General features: G+C 39.4%; 15 protein-coding genes. 8 read left to right on the top strand and 7 right to left on the bottom strand.

Annotated features, from left to right (window positions below; all coding sequences use genetic code 11):
• The first annotated feature begins 87 nt into the window (after positions 1-87).
• The 3 genes from EGT34_RS14705 (at position 88) to EGT34_RS14715 (ending at position 1,654) form a co-directional block, all read left to right on the top strand.
• On the top strand, positions 88-687 hold the full coding sequence (locus tag EGT34_RS14705) for a TetR/AcrR family transcriptional regulator (RefSeq protein WP_000005244.1): 600 nt from the start codon (positions 88-90) through the stop codon (positions 685-687).
• Between the two features lie 68 nt (positions 688-755).
• Positions 756-1,067 (top strand): hypothetical protein, encoded by a 312-nt coding sequence (locus EGT34_RS14710; RefSeq protein ID WP_000787022.1) that lies wholly within the window; start codon positions 756-758, stop codon positions 1,065-1,067.
• A gap of 11 nt (positions 1,068-1,078) precedes the next feature.
• Positions 1,079-1,654: a hypothetical protein gene (locus tag EGT34_RS14715; RefSeq protein ID WP_024437612.1), complete on the top strand. Its 576-nt coding sequence runs from the start codon at positions 1,079-1,081 to the stop codon at positions 1,652-1,654.
• A 6-nt stretch (positions 1,655-1,660) separates the two neighbouring features.
• Here the strand turns inward: EGT34_RS14715 and EGT34_RS14720 are convergent, their stop codons facing one another.
• Complete coding sequence (locus EGT34_RS14720; protein WP_001103917.1) at positions 1,661-2,524, bottom strand: LysR family transcriptional regulator; 864 nt, start codon at positions 2,522-2,524, stop codon at positions 1,661-1,663.
• A gap of 224 nt (positions 2,525-2,748) precedes the next feature.
• Between EGT34_RS14720 and EGT34_RS14725 the strand changes: the two genes are divergently transcribed.
• Complete coding sequence (locus EGT34_RS14725; RefSeq protein WP_000208332.1) at positions 2,749-3,642, top strand: PhzF family isomerase; 894 nt, start codon at positions 2,749-2,751, stop codon at positions 3,640-3,642.
• Positions 3,643-3,853: 211 nt separating this feature from the next.
• Here the strand turns inward: EGT34_RS14725 and EGT34_RS14730 are convergent, their stop codons facing one another.
• The 4 genes from EGT34_RS14730 to EGT34_RS14745 form a co-directional block, all read right to left on the bottom strand.
• Positions 3,854-6,778 carry a beta strand repeat-containing protein gene (locus tag EGT34_RS14730; RefSeq protein WP_000470112.1) on the bottom strand — a complete coding sequence of 975 codons (2,925 nt, stop codon included), beginning with the start codon at positions 6,776-6,778 and terminating at the stop codon, positions 3,854-3,856.
• An 835-nt stretch (positions 6,779-7,613) separates the two neighbouring features.
• Positions 7,614-8,897, bottom strand: a complete 1,284-nt coding sequence (locus EGT34_RS14735; protein ID WP_000025827.1) for a ribonucleotide-diphosphate reductase subunit beta — start codon at positions 8,895-8,897, stop codon at positions 7,614-7,616.
• Positions 8,898-9,034: 137 nt separating this feature from the next.
• On the bottom strand, positions 9,035-9,169 hold the full coding sequence (locus EGT34_RS14740) for a hypothetical protein (RefSeq protein ID WP_000465010.1): 135 nt from the start codon (positions 9,167-9,169) through the stop codon (positions 9,035-9,037).
• A gap of 56 nt (positions 9,170-9,225) precedes the next feature.
• Positions 9,226-12,060: a ribonucleoside-diphosphate reductase subunit alpha gene (locus tag EGT34_RS14745; protein ID WP_000111538.1), complete on the bottom strand. Its 2,835-nt coding sequence runs from the start codon at positions 12,058-12,060 to the stop codon at positions 9,226-9,228.
• Positions 12,061-12,389: 329 nt separating this feature from the next.
• On the opposite strand from EGT34_RS14745, the gene EGT34_RS14750 reads away from it, so the two are divergent.
• From EGT34_RS14750 to bfmS, 3 genes are read left to right on the top strand one after another with little or no spacing between them, the layout of a single operon-like run.
• Complete coding sequence (locus EGT34_RS14750) at positions 12,390-12,596, top strand: hypothetical protein (protein ID WP_000143214.1); 207 nt, start codon at positions 12,390-12,392, stop codon at positions 12,594-12,596.
• Positions 12,593-13,309 (top strand): response regulator transcription factor BfmR, encoded by a 717-nt coding sequence (gene bfmR, locus EGT34_RS14755; RefSeq protein ID WP_000076440.1) that lies wholly within the window; start codon positions 12,593-12,595, stop codon positions 13,307-13,309. Before EGT34_RS14750 ends, bfmR begins: the two co-directional genes overlap by 4 nt.
• A gap of 32 nt (positions 13,310-13,341) precedes the next feature.
• Entirely contained in the window at positions 13,342-14,991 is a 1,650-nt protein-coding gene (gene bfmS, locus EGT34_RS14760; RefSeq protein ID WP_000472466.1) for a sensor histidine kinase BfmS, read from the top strand.
• Positions 14,992-15,013: 22 nt separating this feature from the next.
• Here the strand turns inward: bfmS and EGT34_RS14765 are convergent, their stop codons facing one another.
• Together EGT34_RS14765 and EGT34_RS14770 are read right to left on the bottom strand one after the other, a co-directional pair.
• Positions 15,014-15,367, bottom strand: coding sequence for a hypothetical protein (locus EGT34_RS14765; RefSeq protein WP_001047855.1), 354 nt, complete (start codon positions 15,365-15,367; stop codon positions 15,014-15,016).
• Positions 15,368-15,459: 92 nt separating this feature from the next.
• Entirely contained in the window at positions 15,460-16,881 is a 1,422-nt protein-coding gene (locus EGT34_RS14770) for a sensor domain-containing diguanylate cyclase (protein ID WP_001147029.1), read from the bottom strand.
• A 427-nt stretch (positions 16,882-17,308) separates the two neighbouring features.
• Here EGT34_RS14770 and ndhC point away from each other — a divergent pair, with 427 nt between their 5' ends.
• Positions 17,309-17,860 carry an NADH-quinone oxidoreductase subunit A gene (gene ndhC, locus EGT34_RS14775; RefSeq protein ID WP_001274550.1) on the top strand — a complete coding sequence of 184 codons (552 nt, stop codon included), beginning with the start codon at positions 17,309-17,311 and terminating at the stop codon, positions 17,858-17,860.
• Positions 17,861-17,864 lie beyond the last annotated feature (4 nt).

The following is a 17,864-nucleotide window of genomic DNA, read 5'->3' on the forward strand; positions in this document are numbered from 1 at the left end:
CTGAAAAGACAGGATTTTCTTGTCATACCAACATGGCTCAGTCAGTATATGAGTAATTACTCACATTAAATACTCGCATTCCGGCCCATGTCAGAAACACTTCCAGACCCACGCAAACGCCCGCGTCAAGCACGCTCAGTGGCAACTTTTGAAGCTATTTTAGAGGCGGCTGCTCGTATTTTGGAGACGTTAGGCTTTGCTGGATTTAACACAAATGCCGTGGCTGAACTTGCTGCCGTAAGCATTGGTAGCCTATATCAATACTTTCCCTCTAAAGATACTCTAATTGTCGAGTTAATTCGACGTGAACGCGCCAAGCTTTCAAATCATATTGTTGAGGCTATACAGCAACATGAAGCCGCTGACTTAAAAGAAAAACTAAAACTCATCATTCAGGCTGCTGTGCAACATCAATTCAGCCGCCCACAGTTGGCGCGAACTCTAGAGTTTGCTTCTGAACTTATCGGAAAAGATGTTGAGGAAAGTGAACTTCAATATGAGCTTGAGACCATAATTTCTGATCTGTTTATACGTTCTGGCATTTCACATGCGCAAATAGCTGCACAAGATATAATTGCTTTAAGTAAAGGAATGATTAACGCAGCAGGTATAGTAGGGGAAAGTGATTTAAATCATTTACAGCAGCGAGTTGAAAAGGCTGTATTTGGTTATTTAGAGCTATATTAAAGATTATTAATTTTGCTATAAAATGGCATTTTTATTTTATTAAATAATTATATTTTATTGGGGGAATTATGAAAAATGAAATTATGAGTAAAGCAGAAGTAAGTGCATTTACTTCGCTTTTTTTAGGTTTAGTAGGCTACTCAGTTTTTATGTTTTATCTCCTTGCTAAAAGAAGTAAAGGAATAAACTACTTTAATGATTTATATTCGATTAATAAATTTGTAGTTTATTTTTTATTCTTTTTGTTGTTTTTATTAGGGAGACAATTTAAAAACTATATAAATCTAAAAAATATATATGTTGTCAAATTTATTAATTTCATCAGTGCTTTTAGTATTGGTGTTTTATTAGCCTCTGGCTTTTTTACTATTGTTTTATAGTGGGGATAGTTGTGATTTATAAACTTAAAATGTGGATCTCTAGGGAAGTGGTTGATCCATTTTTTTCATTATATTCGTATATTTATAAAAATTTTGTTCTTGTTCTTACCTTAAGTTTTTGTCTAATTGTAATACTTTGTGCTCTTAACCCAAGTATAGTTTTTACCCCTAAAAAAGAGGGTTTTGTTGTTTATGAACCTGAATTTCATATCAAACATGGGCGTATGACATCATTAATAATAAAAGATAATTATAAAAAAAATATTATTAATTGTGCATATTTTAGAAATGAGAGTGGTTCATTTTGTGAATTATATAAGCCTAGAAAACTACTTAAAGTTGAGGGAGGTTTTTTTCCTAATTTATCATTATTTTTTAAAAATAAATATATTGTAGTCACTAGAATTTGTTTTGAAGATGAAAAAGGGAGGGTAATTAATTTTTCAACAAGTGAAGAAAAAATTGCTTCTTGGTGGAATTGGGTTATGTTCCCCACCTTATTGATTAGATATTTAATTTTAATCTGGTTAGTGGTGGTTGTTTCAATATTACTTTTAAAAGCTTTCAAATATCAGAATAAAAGTTAATTCTTATCACAACAGATATTCTTGTAGTTCTTTTTCAATCGTCTCGCTAATCAACGTTGAATAGTCACTATCCTTAGTATCTAAATGACGCATTAACCACACATCTTGTTTTAAAGTTTGCATAGGTAGTATAGGTACTAAACCCGAAGCCTTTGCAACAAAACAAGGCAGGGCTGTAACTCCTTGTCCTTCAATGACTGCTCGTAGTTGCGAGTGCATGTTATCAAAAGACAAAGCAGGGGCCGCATCTTGAGTGAGTTCACGCATCCATTGTGCCAAAAACGTATATTGAAGGCTTCGGTCCCAACCGATTATACGATGATTCAGTAAGTCATCAGCCGTTTCAGCATGCTCTGTGAAACTGGCGAGATAATCTTTACTACCATAAAGCCCATATTCTAGTTGGCCAAGTCGCCGAATAATGTAACGGCCACTTTCTGGTCGCACAAGTCGAAGAATAATGTCAGCTTCCCGTCGGGAAAAATCAACAGGAACGACACTCGTTGAGATTTCTAATTGTAAATCTGGATGCTTCAATTGCAATGCTGTTAGCTTTGACTGAAGCAACTGTTGCCCGATTAACTCAGGTAAAGCAATGCGGAACAATGATTGTTGCCCTTGATCGTTGTAACGTTCCATCGCTATTAAATGCTCTTCTGCTTTTTCAGCCAAAGCAAAAAAATGTTTTCCAACGTGGGTGAGTGTATAGCCATCATTGTCTCGAGAAAAAAGAATCGCATTGAGACTTTTCTCGAGTTCAACGGCTCTGCGATATACGGTAGAAACACTAATACCAAGCAATTTTGCACTGCGGCTCAACCCGCCAGTTCGCCCAATAGCTAACAAAACTTTAGTATCGTCCCAGTTCATACCTTTCCATATTTAGAAAATGCGTTTGCAATAAAAACTATAGTATCCCTAGTGTTTAGATTTATACAATTCAAACAAGTACTACAAGTACTCAAAACTCATTATATGAGACGACTATAAACTTTTTAGAGTTAAGGCATGTGTCGTTGCAATTAAATAAGATTTTCTGGTTATGGCAGGAGCTATTTCTGAGATCACAATATTAACAACAGAGGAGTTCTGCCATGACGACCATTTATGTAGTTGATGCGTTTACCACCAAACCAAATACAGGAAATCGAGCAGGGGTTGTTCTAGATGCGGACCATCTTACGACTCAAGAGATGCAAAATATTGCTGCATTCGCTGGGTATTCAGAAACTGCCTTTGTTTTGTCACCTAAAGATCAAAGCCATGATATACATGTTCGATATTTTACCCCTACACATGAAGTCCCAATCTGTGGACATGCCACAATCGCCACTCACTTTTTACGTGCAACTACAGGCCACCAATCCGACTATCCATTAATTGCAAAAACAGGAGCAGGTCATTTACCCGTTTCAATATTTGGAAGTCCAGAAGCGTTATTGGTGAAAATGACTCAAGGTCGCGTAGAGTTTTTATCACCTTTTAATGCTAATCAAAGGGCTGAACTCGCAAGCGCATTGGGTGTGAGTGAAAGTGATTTTGCTGACTTACCAATACAAGTTGTCACGACAGGGCATTCCAAGGTGATGGTGCCAATGTTGAGCAGAAATAAGCTCGATGAATTAATTCCAAACAATGAAAAATTGAAAGCTATTAGTGCTGAAATAGGTTGCAATGGTTTTTTCCCCTTTGCCTTGGAAGGGAGTAGGCAAGAACCTATTACCTATGGTCGAATGTTTGCACCTGCAATCGGTATTAATGAAGATCCTGTAACTGGTAATGCAAATGGTCCAGCGGGGGCGTATCTTGTTCATCACGATTTAATCGAATGTGACCAGAAAGTAAACTATTGGGGGTATCAAGGTCTCGCAATAAAAAAACCAGGGCGAGTTTTAGTGACAGTTGAGAAAACAGATTCAATATTACAAGTTAGCATTGCAGGGCAAGCTGTTTTAGTTGGCTCAGTTTTGTACTCGGGTAAAGATTGATTATATTTAAGAAATTATGACTTCTTGCGTGTTCTAGAGAACTTCTTCTCTTTACAGCAGCGAGTTGAAAAGGCTGTATTTGGGTATTTAGATTTGGATTAATAACCTATAAGCATGAGCGTATTACTGTCAAAAGCTCTTTAATAAAAAACACCTTCCAAACTCAAGATTTGAAAGGTGCTTTTATAAGGGTTATATCTTTACGAACGAATTAGACAGTCGGTAAAGCATGTAAAAGTTGGTCAGTTAGCTGATTCACTGTGTTAAGTGAAATCGTATGAATCAAACTACCGCCCGTTGGATCAGGTTCACCAACAGCAATACCTTGATTTGAACCTACCGAGCCGAGGATATTTCCTAAAATATCTTCTACATCTACAGAATTACTATTGTCTGAGTCGCCATAGTTAATGCTAATTAAGCCATCTAGGCCACCCAGTAAACCACCGTCGCCGCTGTCAACGCCACCAATAATCGTGGTGATTGAACCCAAGAGGCCACCGTTTTCAGTGACTAGGTCATCACCTACAATATGCTGAATAATGGTAGATGCCGTTGAACCATTGGTAATAAGAGTATCAATTACACCAGTGATCGAGCCACTTGCACCCTCAAGATCAGCCCCTGCAAGGTCAGAAATAGCCTCAAGCGTACCGTTAACACTATCGCGTGAAGTCTCGAAAAGTAGTTTTCCAAGGTCTGCAAAATCACCGACAGGGTGCTCTGCATCAGGGAACACACCAATGATTGTTCCGGCAATCGTATCAATACCTGTATTAATCAAACCTGTTTTTAGGCTTTCTAAATTTTGTAGAACGTCAATACCGCTTTGAATAATACCTGTAAGTGGGTTATCGCCTAGATCACCACCGATGCCGCCTATGCCACCGATAATGCCAGTAATCGGGCTTAGGATGTCTCCATCACCACCAATGCCACCGATAATGCCAGTAATTGGACTTAGGATATCTCCATCACCGCCAATACCACCAATAACGCCAGTAATCGGACCTAAGATATCGCCTGTACCATCACCACCAATAAATGAGAAAGAGTTGCCTAATACATTAAGTGGTGTAGTGATAGGGGCAACAATGTCAACATCATCGCCATTACCGTTGCCAATGCCATAATTATGTTCACCGTTACCTGATGAAATACCATTTAATAGGCCATCACCAGAGCCGTTGCCTGAGTCGCCAGAACCAATCACACCACCTGAAGTGTTGCCGTTGTTGGTAGTGTCATTGTCATTGACTGTGTTTGAAGTAGTTGTTGGTGAAATATTAATAGAGTCGGTCGAAGAACCGCCTATACTAGATAAAGCATTGCCCAGAATATTTAAGCCGCCAGTAAATGGAAGCGTAAAGTCTGCATCGTCACCGTTTCCGTTACCAATGCCATAGTTATGCTCGCCATTACCAGACGCTGCACCATTTAAAATTCCATCGCCAGAGCCATTGCCCGAACCGTCACCAAAGCCGCCTGTATTGGCATTATCAATGGTGTCATTATCATTGACGGTATTGGTTGCTGTGGTAGGGGCAACATTTACCGAGTCACTAGATGAACTGCCAAAGCCTGAAAGCGAGTTGCCGGAAAAGTTAAGTACACCAGTAAGAGGGAAAGTGAAATCTGCATCATCACCGTTTCCGTTACCAATACCGTAGTTGTGTTCGCCATTGCCAGAAGCAGCGCCGTTTAACAGGCCATCACCAGAGCCATTTCCAGAACTTCCACCAAGAAGTCCACCTCCATCATTTCCATTATCAGTCACGTCATTGTCATTAACTGTATTGGTGGTCGTAGTTGGAGCAGTATTAATTGAACTAGAAGATGAATTGCCAATGAGTGAGAAAGAGTTACCAGAGAAATTAAAAACACCTGTAATTGGTGCGGTAATATCTACATCATCACCATTTCCGTTGCCAATGCCGTAGTTATGCTCGCCATTGCCAGAAGCAGCGCCATTAAGTAAACCATCACCAGAACCATTGCCTGAACCACTACCTGTGCCGCCGCTATTACCATTATCAATGGTGTCATTGTCGTTCACCGTATTTGATGTGGTTGTTGGTGCGGTATTAACTGAACTTGATGAAGAATTACCAATGAGAGTAAATGAGTTTCCTGAAATGTTTAGAACGCCGGTAATCGGAGCAGTAATATCAACATCGTCGCCGTTACCATTGCCAATACCATAGTTATGTTCACCATTGCCAGAAGCGATACCATTACCTGCACCGTCACCTGAACCATTGCCAGAACCGCCCAGAGCGTTCACGCCGCTATCACCAGTACCATTGCCGTTATAGGTGGTGTCGTTGTCATTCACAGTATTTGACGTTGTAGTTGGCGAGGAATTAACAGAACTTGCAGATGAATTGCCAATTAGGGTAATTGAGTTCCCAGACAAGTTAATAGGAAGCGTAATTGGGGCTGTAATACTTGCGTCATCCGCAATCCCATTTCCGATACCGTAGTTTTGCTCGCCATTGCCAGAGCCAATTCCATTTAACAAGCCATCGCCCAAACCATTACCAGCACCTGAGCCATTGCCGTTATAGGTGGTGTCGTTATCATTCACGGTATTTGATGTATTGGTTGCAGAGTTGTTGACCGAACTAGAAGATGAGTCACCAATTAGGGTAATAGAGTTACCCGCAAGGTTAATTGGAATTGAAAGTGGGGCAGTAATGCTTGCGTCATCGGCAATACCATTACCGATTCCATAGTTGTGTTCACCATTACCAGAAGCGGCGCCATTTAAAAGCCCGTCACCAGAGCCATTGCCTGTACCGCTACCAATGGTAGAGCCGTTACCATTATTTATTACATCGTTGTCATTAACGTTATTTGAAGTGGTGGTTGGAGAGCTATTCACCGAACTTGAAGATGAATTGCCTATGAGTGTAATTGAGTTACCAGAGAGGTTGAGGGGAATGGTAATTGGGGCTGTAATGCTTGCGTCATCGGCAATACCATTGCCAATACCATAGTTGTGTTCGCCATTTCCGGAAGATATTCCATTAAGTAGGCCGTCACCAGAGCCGTTACCTAAATTACTGCTTGTGTTACTATTTTCAGGAAGTGGGATAATACTAGTAATCGAAGATAAAATACTTTTAATAAACATAATCTATTTCCATGTGATTTGTTTGAGATGTTGTTATTACTATTTATTGATTATGTGTTTCAGAGCACATAATTGAGAAAGAGTATTTAATTTTTTACTATTTGGTGTCAAGTTGTGTAATTTGTCACGGCTGATACAGCGAGTTTGTAAATATATTCAAAATCAACAAAATAAAAAATACGATTATTTTTAATAACATTTTTAAACACAAAAAATGGACTGAGTTAATAAAAAATTTTTAAGATTAAAATAATATATGTATTTAAAAAATGATTTATCTTTTTGAAATAAAATGATTTTTATTTAAAATTAAAGTAGCTGTGTTTATAACCTTTTGTTTTTAAAATAAATTTAATTTATTTATAGGGCTTAAAACTATCGCTTTAAATAAAGAGAGTGACAAAAATAATATAGATAAATTTTGTGATATTTTTACTTGAGTATTTATTCGGATTTGTAAAATAATCGTAGGGATATAAGTTTTTGTAATAATAATTTGGTATATCTACGCCGTCGGCTGAGTTTTCGTTCGTTTAAAAGCCAGAGTGGGTCAGCCGACACCTTATTTTATCTATTTGCTAAAATTATTTTTAAAACAATAATTTTTATTTTAGTATTTTAAATTGTTTTTATAAATAATTTAGATTTTTATATTATTTATTTTTAAATTAAAAGAATATAGCTTATATATGATTAAGGTCAGAATAGCTTTGTATAAATTATTAAATATTTATTGAATAAAGAATAAATAAATGAGGCTTGAGCTGAGCCTAAATAATTCTGGTAATAAAAAAGCCACTCTAGATGAGCGGCTTTTTTGGGAAAGCAGTAAAACTTACCAGCTTAACGCACCACCAGTTTGGTAGTCAGTTACGCGAGTTTCAAAGAAGTTCTTCTCTTTACGTAAGTCCATCATCTCCGACATCCACGCAAATGGGTTAGTTACACCAGCAAATTGCTCTGGTAAACCTAACTGAGATAAACGACGGTTACAGATGAATTTCAAATATTCTTCCATCATGCTTGCGTTCATACCCAATACACCGCGTGGCATTGTGTCACGTGCGTATTCGATTTCAAGCATCGTACCTTCAAGAATCATTTGAATCACTTCTTGTTGGAACTCGGCAGTCCAAAGGTGAGGATTCTCAATCTTGATTTGGTTAATCATGTCGATACCAAAGTTCAAGTGCATAGACTCATCACGCAAAATGTATTGGAACTGCTCAGCAACACCATTCATCTTGTTACGGCGACCCATACTCAAAATTTGAGTAAAGCCACAGTAGAAGAAGATCCCTTCAAGAACACAGTAGAACGCGATCAAGTTACGAAGTAAACGTTGGTCGTTTTCAGGCGTACCTGTGTGGAAAGTAGGATCACTTAACGATTGAGTGTACTTCAAGCCCCAAGCTGCTTTACGCGCAACCGATGGAATCTCGCGGTACATGTTGAAGACTTCGCCTTCGTCCATACCTAAAGATTCGATACAGTATTGGTAAGCGTGAGTGTGAATTGCTTCTTCAAACGCTTGACGCAAAATGTACTGACGGCATTCAGGGTTCGTGATGTGACGGTAAATTGCCAATACGAGGTTGTTCGCAACCAAAGAGTCCGCAGTCGAGAAGAAACCTAAAGAACGCATAACGATCGTACGCTCATCTTCAGTTAAGCCATTTTCAGACTTCCAAAGTGCGATATCGTGGTTCATGTTCACTTCTTGAGGCATCCAGTGGTTTGCACAACCATCTAGATATTTTTGCCAAGCCCACTCATATTTAAATGGAACAAGCTGGTTCAAGTCGGCGCGACAGTTAATCATGGCTTTGTCGTCAACCTGAACGCGTTGCGCGCCCATTTCTAACTCTTCAAGGCCAGGAGCAACATCCAAATGTTCTAAGGCTTCAGATGCTCGAGCCATTGAATCGGTTGGATTTGTTGATCGCACGGAATGGGTTCCAGTGGATTGTGGAGCTGCCACGCTCTGCGATGATGGCTGCGCAGCAGATACATTCTGCGAATCAGGCGTTTTTTCCGGGTTGACGGGCGCAGACTTGTGTTCAGGTGCAGCCGGTTTTTGCGAATCATCTTCAAAATCGTCCCAACTAAGGATAGACATTGTTGTTCTCTCTTCGTTGTATATATCTATGTTCGACATCTCTAAACGAAGATGTCACTACTATACGCTCATAATGTGTAAACAAAATTAAGTTTTATTGATGTATGACCAAATTTTGGGCCTTTGGTCCATTATCCCTACAACTTATTTTGCTTACGCTGTTGTTTACGGATTTTAAAAAAGGCGTAAACCATAGGCGTATAAAAGAAAATAAAGGCAAAGATTAAGATTCCAACACCAAGCATATAGTTATGGCTGAGATGAAAAAACATAATCTTTACCTCGTTTAAAGTTGCTCTTTTGTGTTAAAGAGCAACTTTATTGAATGTTATTGGCAAGCTTCGCAATCTGGGTTGTCGATTGAACAAGCCATAGGAACCGGAGCTGCTTGAGTGAAGCCGTCTTCTTCAACTGCATCAGGCTTCTTCGCTTCTACGACCGGAGCTGCCGCAGGTGCTGCTGCTTCTACAGTTGCAGGTTTAACCGCGTTTAACGCACCTGTGTTAATTGTAGATTTTTCAGCAGATGTTGCGCCTAACGCACGGAGGTAATAAGTCGTCTTAAGACCACGTAACCATGCCATCTTATAAGTGATGTCAAGTTTCTTACCGTTTGCACCAGAGATGTAAAGGTTAAGAGATTGTGCTTGATCAATCCATTTTTGACGGCGTGATGCAGCATCAACAATCCAGCGTGGCTCAACTTCAAACGCAGTTGCAAAGATTGCTTTTAATTCTTCAGGAATACGAGCAATTTTTTGTACTGAACCTTCAAAGTGTTTGAGGTCATTAACCATCACTGTGTCCCAAAGACCACGTTCTTTTAATGCGCGAACAAGGTAAGGGTTAATTACAGTGAACTCACCAGACAAGTTAGATTTCACATATAAGTTTTGGAATGTTGGCTCAATAGACTGAGAAACACCGCAAATGTTCGAAATGGTTGCAGTTGGAGCAATCGCCATTACGTTTGAGTTACGCATACCGTCTTTTTGAACTTTGGCACGTAAACTGTCCCAATCTAAACGTTGAGTGCGGTCAACTTCAAACATACGTTCTGGACGAGATTTCGCAACAATTTCTAAAGAGTCGATTGGAAGGATGCCTTGATCCCACAATGAACCTTTAAATGTTGAGTAAGCACCACGTTCAACAGCCAAGTCACTTGAAGTTTGGATTGCATAGTAGCTAATCACTTCCATTGACTCGTCAGCAAAGTTCACAGCTTCATCAGAACCGTAAGCCATACCCATTTCGTAAAGTGCATCTTGGAAGCCCATGATACCCATACCAACAGGGCGGTGTTTCAAGTTAGAGTTCTTCGCTTGTGGTACAGCGTAGTAGTTAATGTCGATAACATTATCGAGCATACGAACTGCTGTTTTAACAGTACGCGCTAACTTCTCACGGTCTAATACGCCACCTTTAACGTGTTGAACAAGGTTGATCGAACCTAAGTTACATACCGCAATTTCGTCTTGGTTGGTGTTTAACGTAATTTCAGTACATAGGTTAGATGAGTGAACTACGCCAACGTGTTGTTGTGGTGAACGTAAGTTACAAACATCTTTAAACGTGATCCAAGGGTGACCAGTTTCGAACAACATAGAAAGCATTTTGCGCCATAAGTCTTTCGCACGTACTTTCTTGTGCAACATGTTCTGTTCTTTTGCAACAGACTCATAGTATGCATAGCGTTCAGCAAACTCAGCACCAGTTAAATCGTGTAGGTCTGGAGTTTCAGACGGAGTGAATAGTGTCCATTCGCCATCTTCAAACACACGTTGCATAAATAGGTCAGGAACCCAGTTTGCAGTGTTCATGTCGTGAGTACGACGACGGTCATCACCCGTGTTTTTACGAAGTTCTAAAAATTCTTCGATGTCTAAGTGCCAAGTTTCTAAGTACGCACATACCGCACCTTTACGCTTACCACCTTGGTTTACCGCAACGGCTGTATCGTTCGCAACTTTAAGGAACGGAACAACACCCTGAGATTTACCGTTTGTACCTTTAATATAAGAGTTCAAGGCACGTACAGGTGTCCAGTCGTTACCTAAACCACCTGCCCATTTAGAGAGCATCGCGTTGTCACGCATTGCACCATAAATGTCATAAAGGTCATCGCCAATCGTTGTTAAGTAACAGCTTGAAAGCTGTGGACGTAATGTACCTGAGTTAAACAGGGTAGGCGTAGATGCCATATAGTCAAAGCTAGACAACAAGTTATAGAACTCGATTGCACGCTCTTCTTTGTCTTGCTCATTAAGTGCAAGACCCATTGACACACGCATGAAGAATAATTGTGGTAATTCGAAGCGAACGCCATTTGAATGGATGAAGTAACGGTCAAATAGAGTTTGTAAACCTAAGTAGGTAAACTGGTTAGAACGTTCCGGTTGAATTGCCGCTGCTAGTTTTTCTAGATCGAACTTAAGCAAGTCCGGTGAAAGCAAATCAAGCTCTACACCTTTTTTCAAGAATGCTTCAAGTGCATTGTTTTCAGCTGTATCGGCTGGTAAACCTAAGAATGCTAAGCCAGTGCTGACCAACTCATCACGAAGCAAACGTGCAGTTACGTATGTATAGTTAGGTTCTTGTTCAATACGTGTACGTGTTGCCATCATCATGGTGGTAGCAATATCGCTTTCTTTTACGCCGTTATATAAGTTTTTAACGGTTTCATCGATAATTGCTTGAACATCAATACCTTCTAAGCCTTCAGCAGCTCGATTTACAGTTGCTTGCAGTGCACTTAAATCAAGTGGTTGAAGCTGACCGTTTGCATCGGTAACTTGCAAGGTAGGGTGATGATTAGAATTTGTGTCTTTACGGGCACTTGCGCGTTGATCGCGATAGATAACGTAAGCACGAGCGACTTTGTGCTCCCCAGTACGCATCAGTGCAAGTTCAACTTGATCTTGAATCTCTTCAATATGAATGGTACCGCCAGAAGGTAAACGGCGAGTGAAAGTGTTCAGTACCATTTCCGTCAGTTGGGTAATACGGTCGTGAATACGGCTCGAATCCGCACTTTGTTGACCTTCCACAGCAAGAAAAGCTTTACCAATCGCAACAGAAATTTTCTCTGCATCAAATGCAGCAACATCTCCGGTGCGTTTAATCACCTGAATTTGACCGGGAGTCGAAGTAATTACGCTCATGCCAGCATAGCTCCATTGTCACTTTTGTTATGTTCATAGACCGTTTGAACCGAGCAAAAAACATGCCACGATATTTGAGGGATAAACACAAGACTTAGTAGTTAAAGTTTATTTTCAACACAAGATACGGGATTTTTTACGGTAGATCAATCTTGACTTTTTAGTAATTTTTTATCTGTATGATTTGTCGGGAGATAGCATACCAAAGCTGTGAAAAAACACTTATAGATAACTTTGTGGATAACTCAAAAAACAAACACTTGAGTGAATTTAAATTTAGTGAAGAAATAATTTGTTTAATATTCATACATAGGAAATATGAATAGATTATGACATTTAAGAACAATAAACAGATAATAAAAATACCTGAAAATTCAAAGATTAATAAAATGCAACAAAACATGGTTGTCATGTATCAGTTTGGTGAACGCCTACTTGTTTACAATGTAAACGTGTGTATATTGCAAATGATAAACGAATGTATCTGCAAGATTTTTAAGATACATGTAATGAGATTTATAGGGGCAATGATATGAGCCAAGAAGAAAAGTTACCAAAGATTCTGATCGTTGAAGACGACGAGCGTTTAGCGCGATTAACTCAAGAATATTTAATCCGTAACGGTTTGGAAGTTGGTGTAGAAACCGATGGTAACCGTGCAATTCGTCGTATTATTAGTGAGCAACCGGATCTTGTGGTCTTGGATGTCATGTTGCCGGGTGCAGATGGTTTAACCGTTTGTCGTGAAGTTCGCCCACACTATCATCAACCAATCTTAATGTTGACTGCACGTACTGAAGATATGGATCAGGTACTTGGTTTGGAAATGGGTGCAGACGATTATGTCGCGAAACCAGTTCAACCACGTGTATTATTAGCGCGTATTCGTGCTTTGTTACGCCGTACGGATAAAACTGTTGAAGATGAAGTTGCTCAACGTATTGAGTTTGACGACCTCGTCATCGACAATGGTGGCCGTTCGGTAACGTTGAATGGTGAGCTTGTTGACTTTACAAGTGCTGAATATGACTTGTTATGGTTGCTTGCATCAAACGCTGGCCGTATTTTATCGCGTGAAGATATCTTCGAACGTTTACGTGGTATCGAATACGATGGTCAAGACCGTTCAATTGACGTACGTATTTCACGTATTCGTCCAAAAATTGGCGATGATCCTGAAAATCCAAAACGTATTAAAACTGTACGTAGTAAAGGTTACTTGTTTGTTAAAGAAACCAATGGATTGTAAAATCTGATTAAACTTCCTATAAGGTTGGTCGAGTGTTTAAACACAGTATATTCCTGCGAATATATGCGGGGCTGGTAATTCTTGTTGTTTTGGTAGCTGTTTTTGGGTATTTACTGGTACAAATTATCAACTACCAACGCGCACAAGAATACCGAGAATCTTTAACTGATGGTATTTCTTATGTCATTAGTGAAGGAGTCGCTCGACAACCTGGGAAGCAGCAAAAAATAGATTGGATTTCTGACGCATCTGATTTGCTCGAACTTCCAATTTATTATACCGATGCAAGTAAGGTTGAGCTGTCTCGGACCGAGAAAAAGCGGATAGAAGCACAAAAATCTGTAGTTCGTTACGATGCAAGCAATAGCATTGCATATGTCATTATTGGCTTACGTGACGACCCACAACATTACTTATCTATAAAAGTCGACAAAATCACTGAACGCCAAATGAAGGCTCTTCCTATTTTTGTGCTCGACTATTTAATGTTTTATCCGGGGCAGGAACAAGAATATCTTGCCAAGATTCAAAAGCATTTCTCATATCCGATCAATATTCAAAACATTCAAGATGTAAATCTGGATTCTGAACAGATTGGACGTTTGCGCCAAGACCAAAGTGTCATGTTGTACAAAGATAGTGCAACAGTGCGCGGTACAACCATTTCGATTGTGTCTCCAATACCGAATCATCCTGCGCAGGTGTTAGTGCTGGGTCCGGTTCCAATGTTTAACTGGATGCCTTTACAGCTTTCGGCGGGTATTACCTTATTTAGCTTATTCTTATTAAGTCTAGGTGTTTACGGTTTGATTTTGCCGTTAGAGCGCAAAATCCGTCAGGTGCGTTATGCATTAAACCGTATGAAATCGGGTGATTTGTCACTGCGTGTTCCTATTGAAGGAAGCGATGAAATGGCAAACTTGGCTTCAAGTTATAACAATATGTCTGACCATATTCAGCGTTTGATTGAGGCTCAACGTGAGTTAATGAGAGCGGTATCTCATGAGCTGAGAACGCCTGTGGCACGTATTCGCTTTGGTACAGAAATGTTAGCCGAAGAAGATGATTACAATCATCGTATGCATCAGGTCGACATGATTGATAAAGATATTGAAGCACTCAATACCTTAATTGATGAAATTATGACTTATGCAAAACTAGAGCAGGGTACACCTTCATTAGACTTTGCAGAAATTGTACTTTTTGAAGTGTTGGATCAGGTTGCAGTTGAAACTGAGGCTTTAAAAACACAGAAAGAAATTGAACTTATTCCACCGCCTTTATATGTGAAAGTAGATGCAGAGCGTCGTTACCTTCACCGTGTTGTACAAAATCTGGTAGGTAATGCAGTCCGTTATTGTGATAACAAAGTTCGGATTACGGGCGGTATTCATAGTGATGGCATGGCTTTTGTCTGTGTCGAAGACGACGGACCGGGTATTCCTGAGCAAGACCGCAAACGTGTATTTGAAGCCTTTGCACGTTTAGATGATAGCCGTACACGTGCATCTGGTGGTTATGGTTTAGGACTTTCGATTGTAAGTCGTATTGCTTACTGGTTTGGTGGTGAAATTAAAGTAGATGAAAGCCCAAGCTTGGGAGGCGCACGCTTTATTATGACTTGGCCAGCACATCGCTTTAAACAACCGCCATTAAAGACCAATAAAAAAGCACCTGCATAAGGTGCTTTTTTTATTGGTTCATTTATAACTGAGTTGCATCAGGTTCCAAAATAGGTTTGCCGCTTCTCAGGCTATTGAGTGCATCTGTATTAAAGTCAATCAAGAGCGAATTATTTTTAGCATCAATTTGATATTTTTGAATAAGAGGCTGATCCCCATTCAAAGTCTCAACTCTATATGAGTCTGCAATATGTAAAATGCCTTCTAGATTTGTTGTGGTTGATGCGAAATCTTGCCTAAAAATTTCATAGACATCTCGCAAGTCAAAAATGGCATTATCTGCATCTGGGTGTTTATGAATATAGCTTTCTATATGTCGCACCAGTAATTGTGCAAACAAGTAATAGTCTGGTTTATGCGTATATTCTAGATTCATGCATTTTTCTCCTTATTATCTGTTATTAGCATACATGGCAAAACAGAAGATATTGTATAAAATTCATTACACTAGATGATGACTTGGAAATATTACAAAGAAATAAAAACTCTATTACGCCCTTGGCGCTTTGCTTGATAGAGTGCATCGTCTGCTTCTTTAAACAAACTTTCAATAGAACGGTGATAGCTTGGAGAATATAAGCTAATACCAATACTTACCTGCACAAAGATGGGTAATTTGCCATATACATAAATCGGTTGCTGACTAATTTGAATGCGTATTCTTTCCGCGAGTTCAAAGGCAGCCTCTCTGGTGGTATCCGGAATAAAAATTGCGAATTCTTCTCCACCAAAACGTCCTAGTAAGTCATGAGGGTGTAAAATATTTTGTATGGTCGTTACACAGGTCTGTAAGGCTCTATCCCCAATTAAGTGGCCATAACTATCATTCACTTTTTTAAAATGATCGACGTCCAACATAAAAAATGCAGAGGTCTTATTTTCCTTTTGTACTTTTTCTTGGAGTAGGCGGACTGACTGTAAAAATTGGCGTCGAGTTAAACTCGAGGTGAGTTCATCATGGGCAATTGCATGTTGTAACTTCTGAATTAATTCAGAATGGAGTGCGCTAATACTGGAAACGGTAAGTGGCGCAACCGTCATCATGATTAGCCCTATACGTATAGAAATGTTATTGCTTAAATAGTCTTGCGGATACAGTAATAAATAATGCCCTGAGACATGATAAATAATATATGCACTGGTAAAGGATGTAATGAGAGCAACAATAATCGGTTTATAGCGGATAGCGCACCAGATTAATGCGGCGATGGGGTAGAGTAGGGAACCTGGACCCGAGTCGTAATAACTCACTCCTATCGAAATTAAAACAGCGAATAAAGGCAAAAAATCAATCGCTTTGATATATATACGATTACCCTTAAGGTGGTTTTTTATTTTAAGGTAAGGGGGGATGTTTAAAATAATGGGCAACAACAATAAAGCATTTTGAAGCTCTGATGTAACCCAATAACCAAATTCGGCCCAAAAACTACCAATCATAAATTTGGTGTTAAACATAGGCACAAAAGTTGCTGCAAAAAAAGCACCGGTTATGCTGCCAATCCCGCATAGTGCAAATAAGAGTAAATAAGAATAGCCTTGATAAGCTGCTTTTATATGGCGATTAAACAATATTGCGAGTGCTAAAGTCGTTACTACATACAGGTAGTTGGATATCGTTAAAATAAGGGTGAGAAAAAGAGGTGTGCCATTAACTAAATCGGCAATCATGTAACCGGTAAAAGCACCGGCAAAACTACCTATTTGGCGTGTTTGTGGAAATCGAAGCAATAGGCCTAAAAATACCGAGTTAGCAGGCCAGAAAAAAGCAAGAAAACTAAGAGGACGAGATGCAATTCCAATAAAGCAACATAGCGTAATAATGATGGTAAATAAGAGAAAAAATTTCAGGGAGGTAGAAAATGAAAATTCACGAAGTGAGTATGGCATCAGCTGCCCTTAATGATAAACACTCTTATCCAAGAGTAATAAAATATTAATGCATGATTAAACATTCATCATAATTCAGAGGGGAAGATGAATACAATAAAAAACCGATTAATATTATAAAAAAGTAAGGTGTTTAATTTGACCGATTGAGCAATTGTGCAAATAATATTAAAAATCAGAAAATGAAAAAAATCATTACAAGTGCGAAAACTATCAAATAAACCGATTATAAGCGGTGAAACCCCCTCTACAAGACATAGATGATTACTTTTGATTGGAAAATCATCCAAAAGACTAAGACGCTTCAACTAGCAAGGGAAATTAGAAATCAGGTACAATTGGCGGGATTAATTTTGTGTTTGGTGTATTTGAAGGCCAATACATACATTCTTTGTTAAATAATAGGCCTGCCAGGAGTTATCCCCGCATGAGTGCCATTACTCCATACGACTGGGCGATTATCGCCTTCGTGATCGGCGTTACATTTCTTTGCGTCTTTATGCTCACAGTTCCCTTACTCCTCGGGGGGAAATCGTGGGGACGTGCTAAGCAAGAGCAGTTTGAATCAGGTGTCGTGAGTGCTGGTGGCGCTCGCATTCGCCTGTCTGCAAAGTTCTATCTAGTTGCAATTTTCTTCGTTGTTTTCGACTTAGAGGCACTTTACCTCTATGCATGGTCTACTTCGGTGCGTGAAGTAGGATGGTTGGGTTATACCACTGTCGTAATCTTTGTCGTTGACCTATTAATTGCGCTTGTTTATGCCTTCTCTGTAGGTGCTTTAAGTTGGGCACCGGCAGATCGCCGTAAATTAGCAGGTGAGAAGATTAAAGTCGGTTCACCAACAATGAACATTGCTGAAATTACACGCTTTAACTCTATTGAAGAGCTCGTAACTGACCCTACAGGCCAGATTCCAGCCCAATCATCAGGTCGTGTTAAGTCAAAAACTACACCTGCATTGTCATCTGAAAAGGAGTAAGTCG

Origin of the sequence: Acinetobacter sp. FDAARGOS_558 (assembly GCF_003937785.1) — a bacterium.
In the GTDB taxonomy this organism is placed as follows: domain Bacteria; phylum Pseudomonadota; class Gammaproteobacteria; order Pseudomonadales; family Moraxellaceae; genus Acinetobacter; species Acinetobacter baumannii.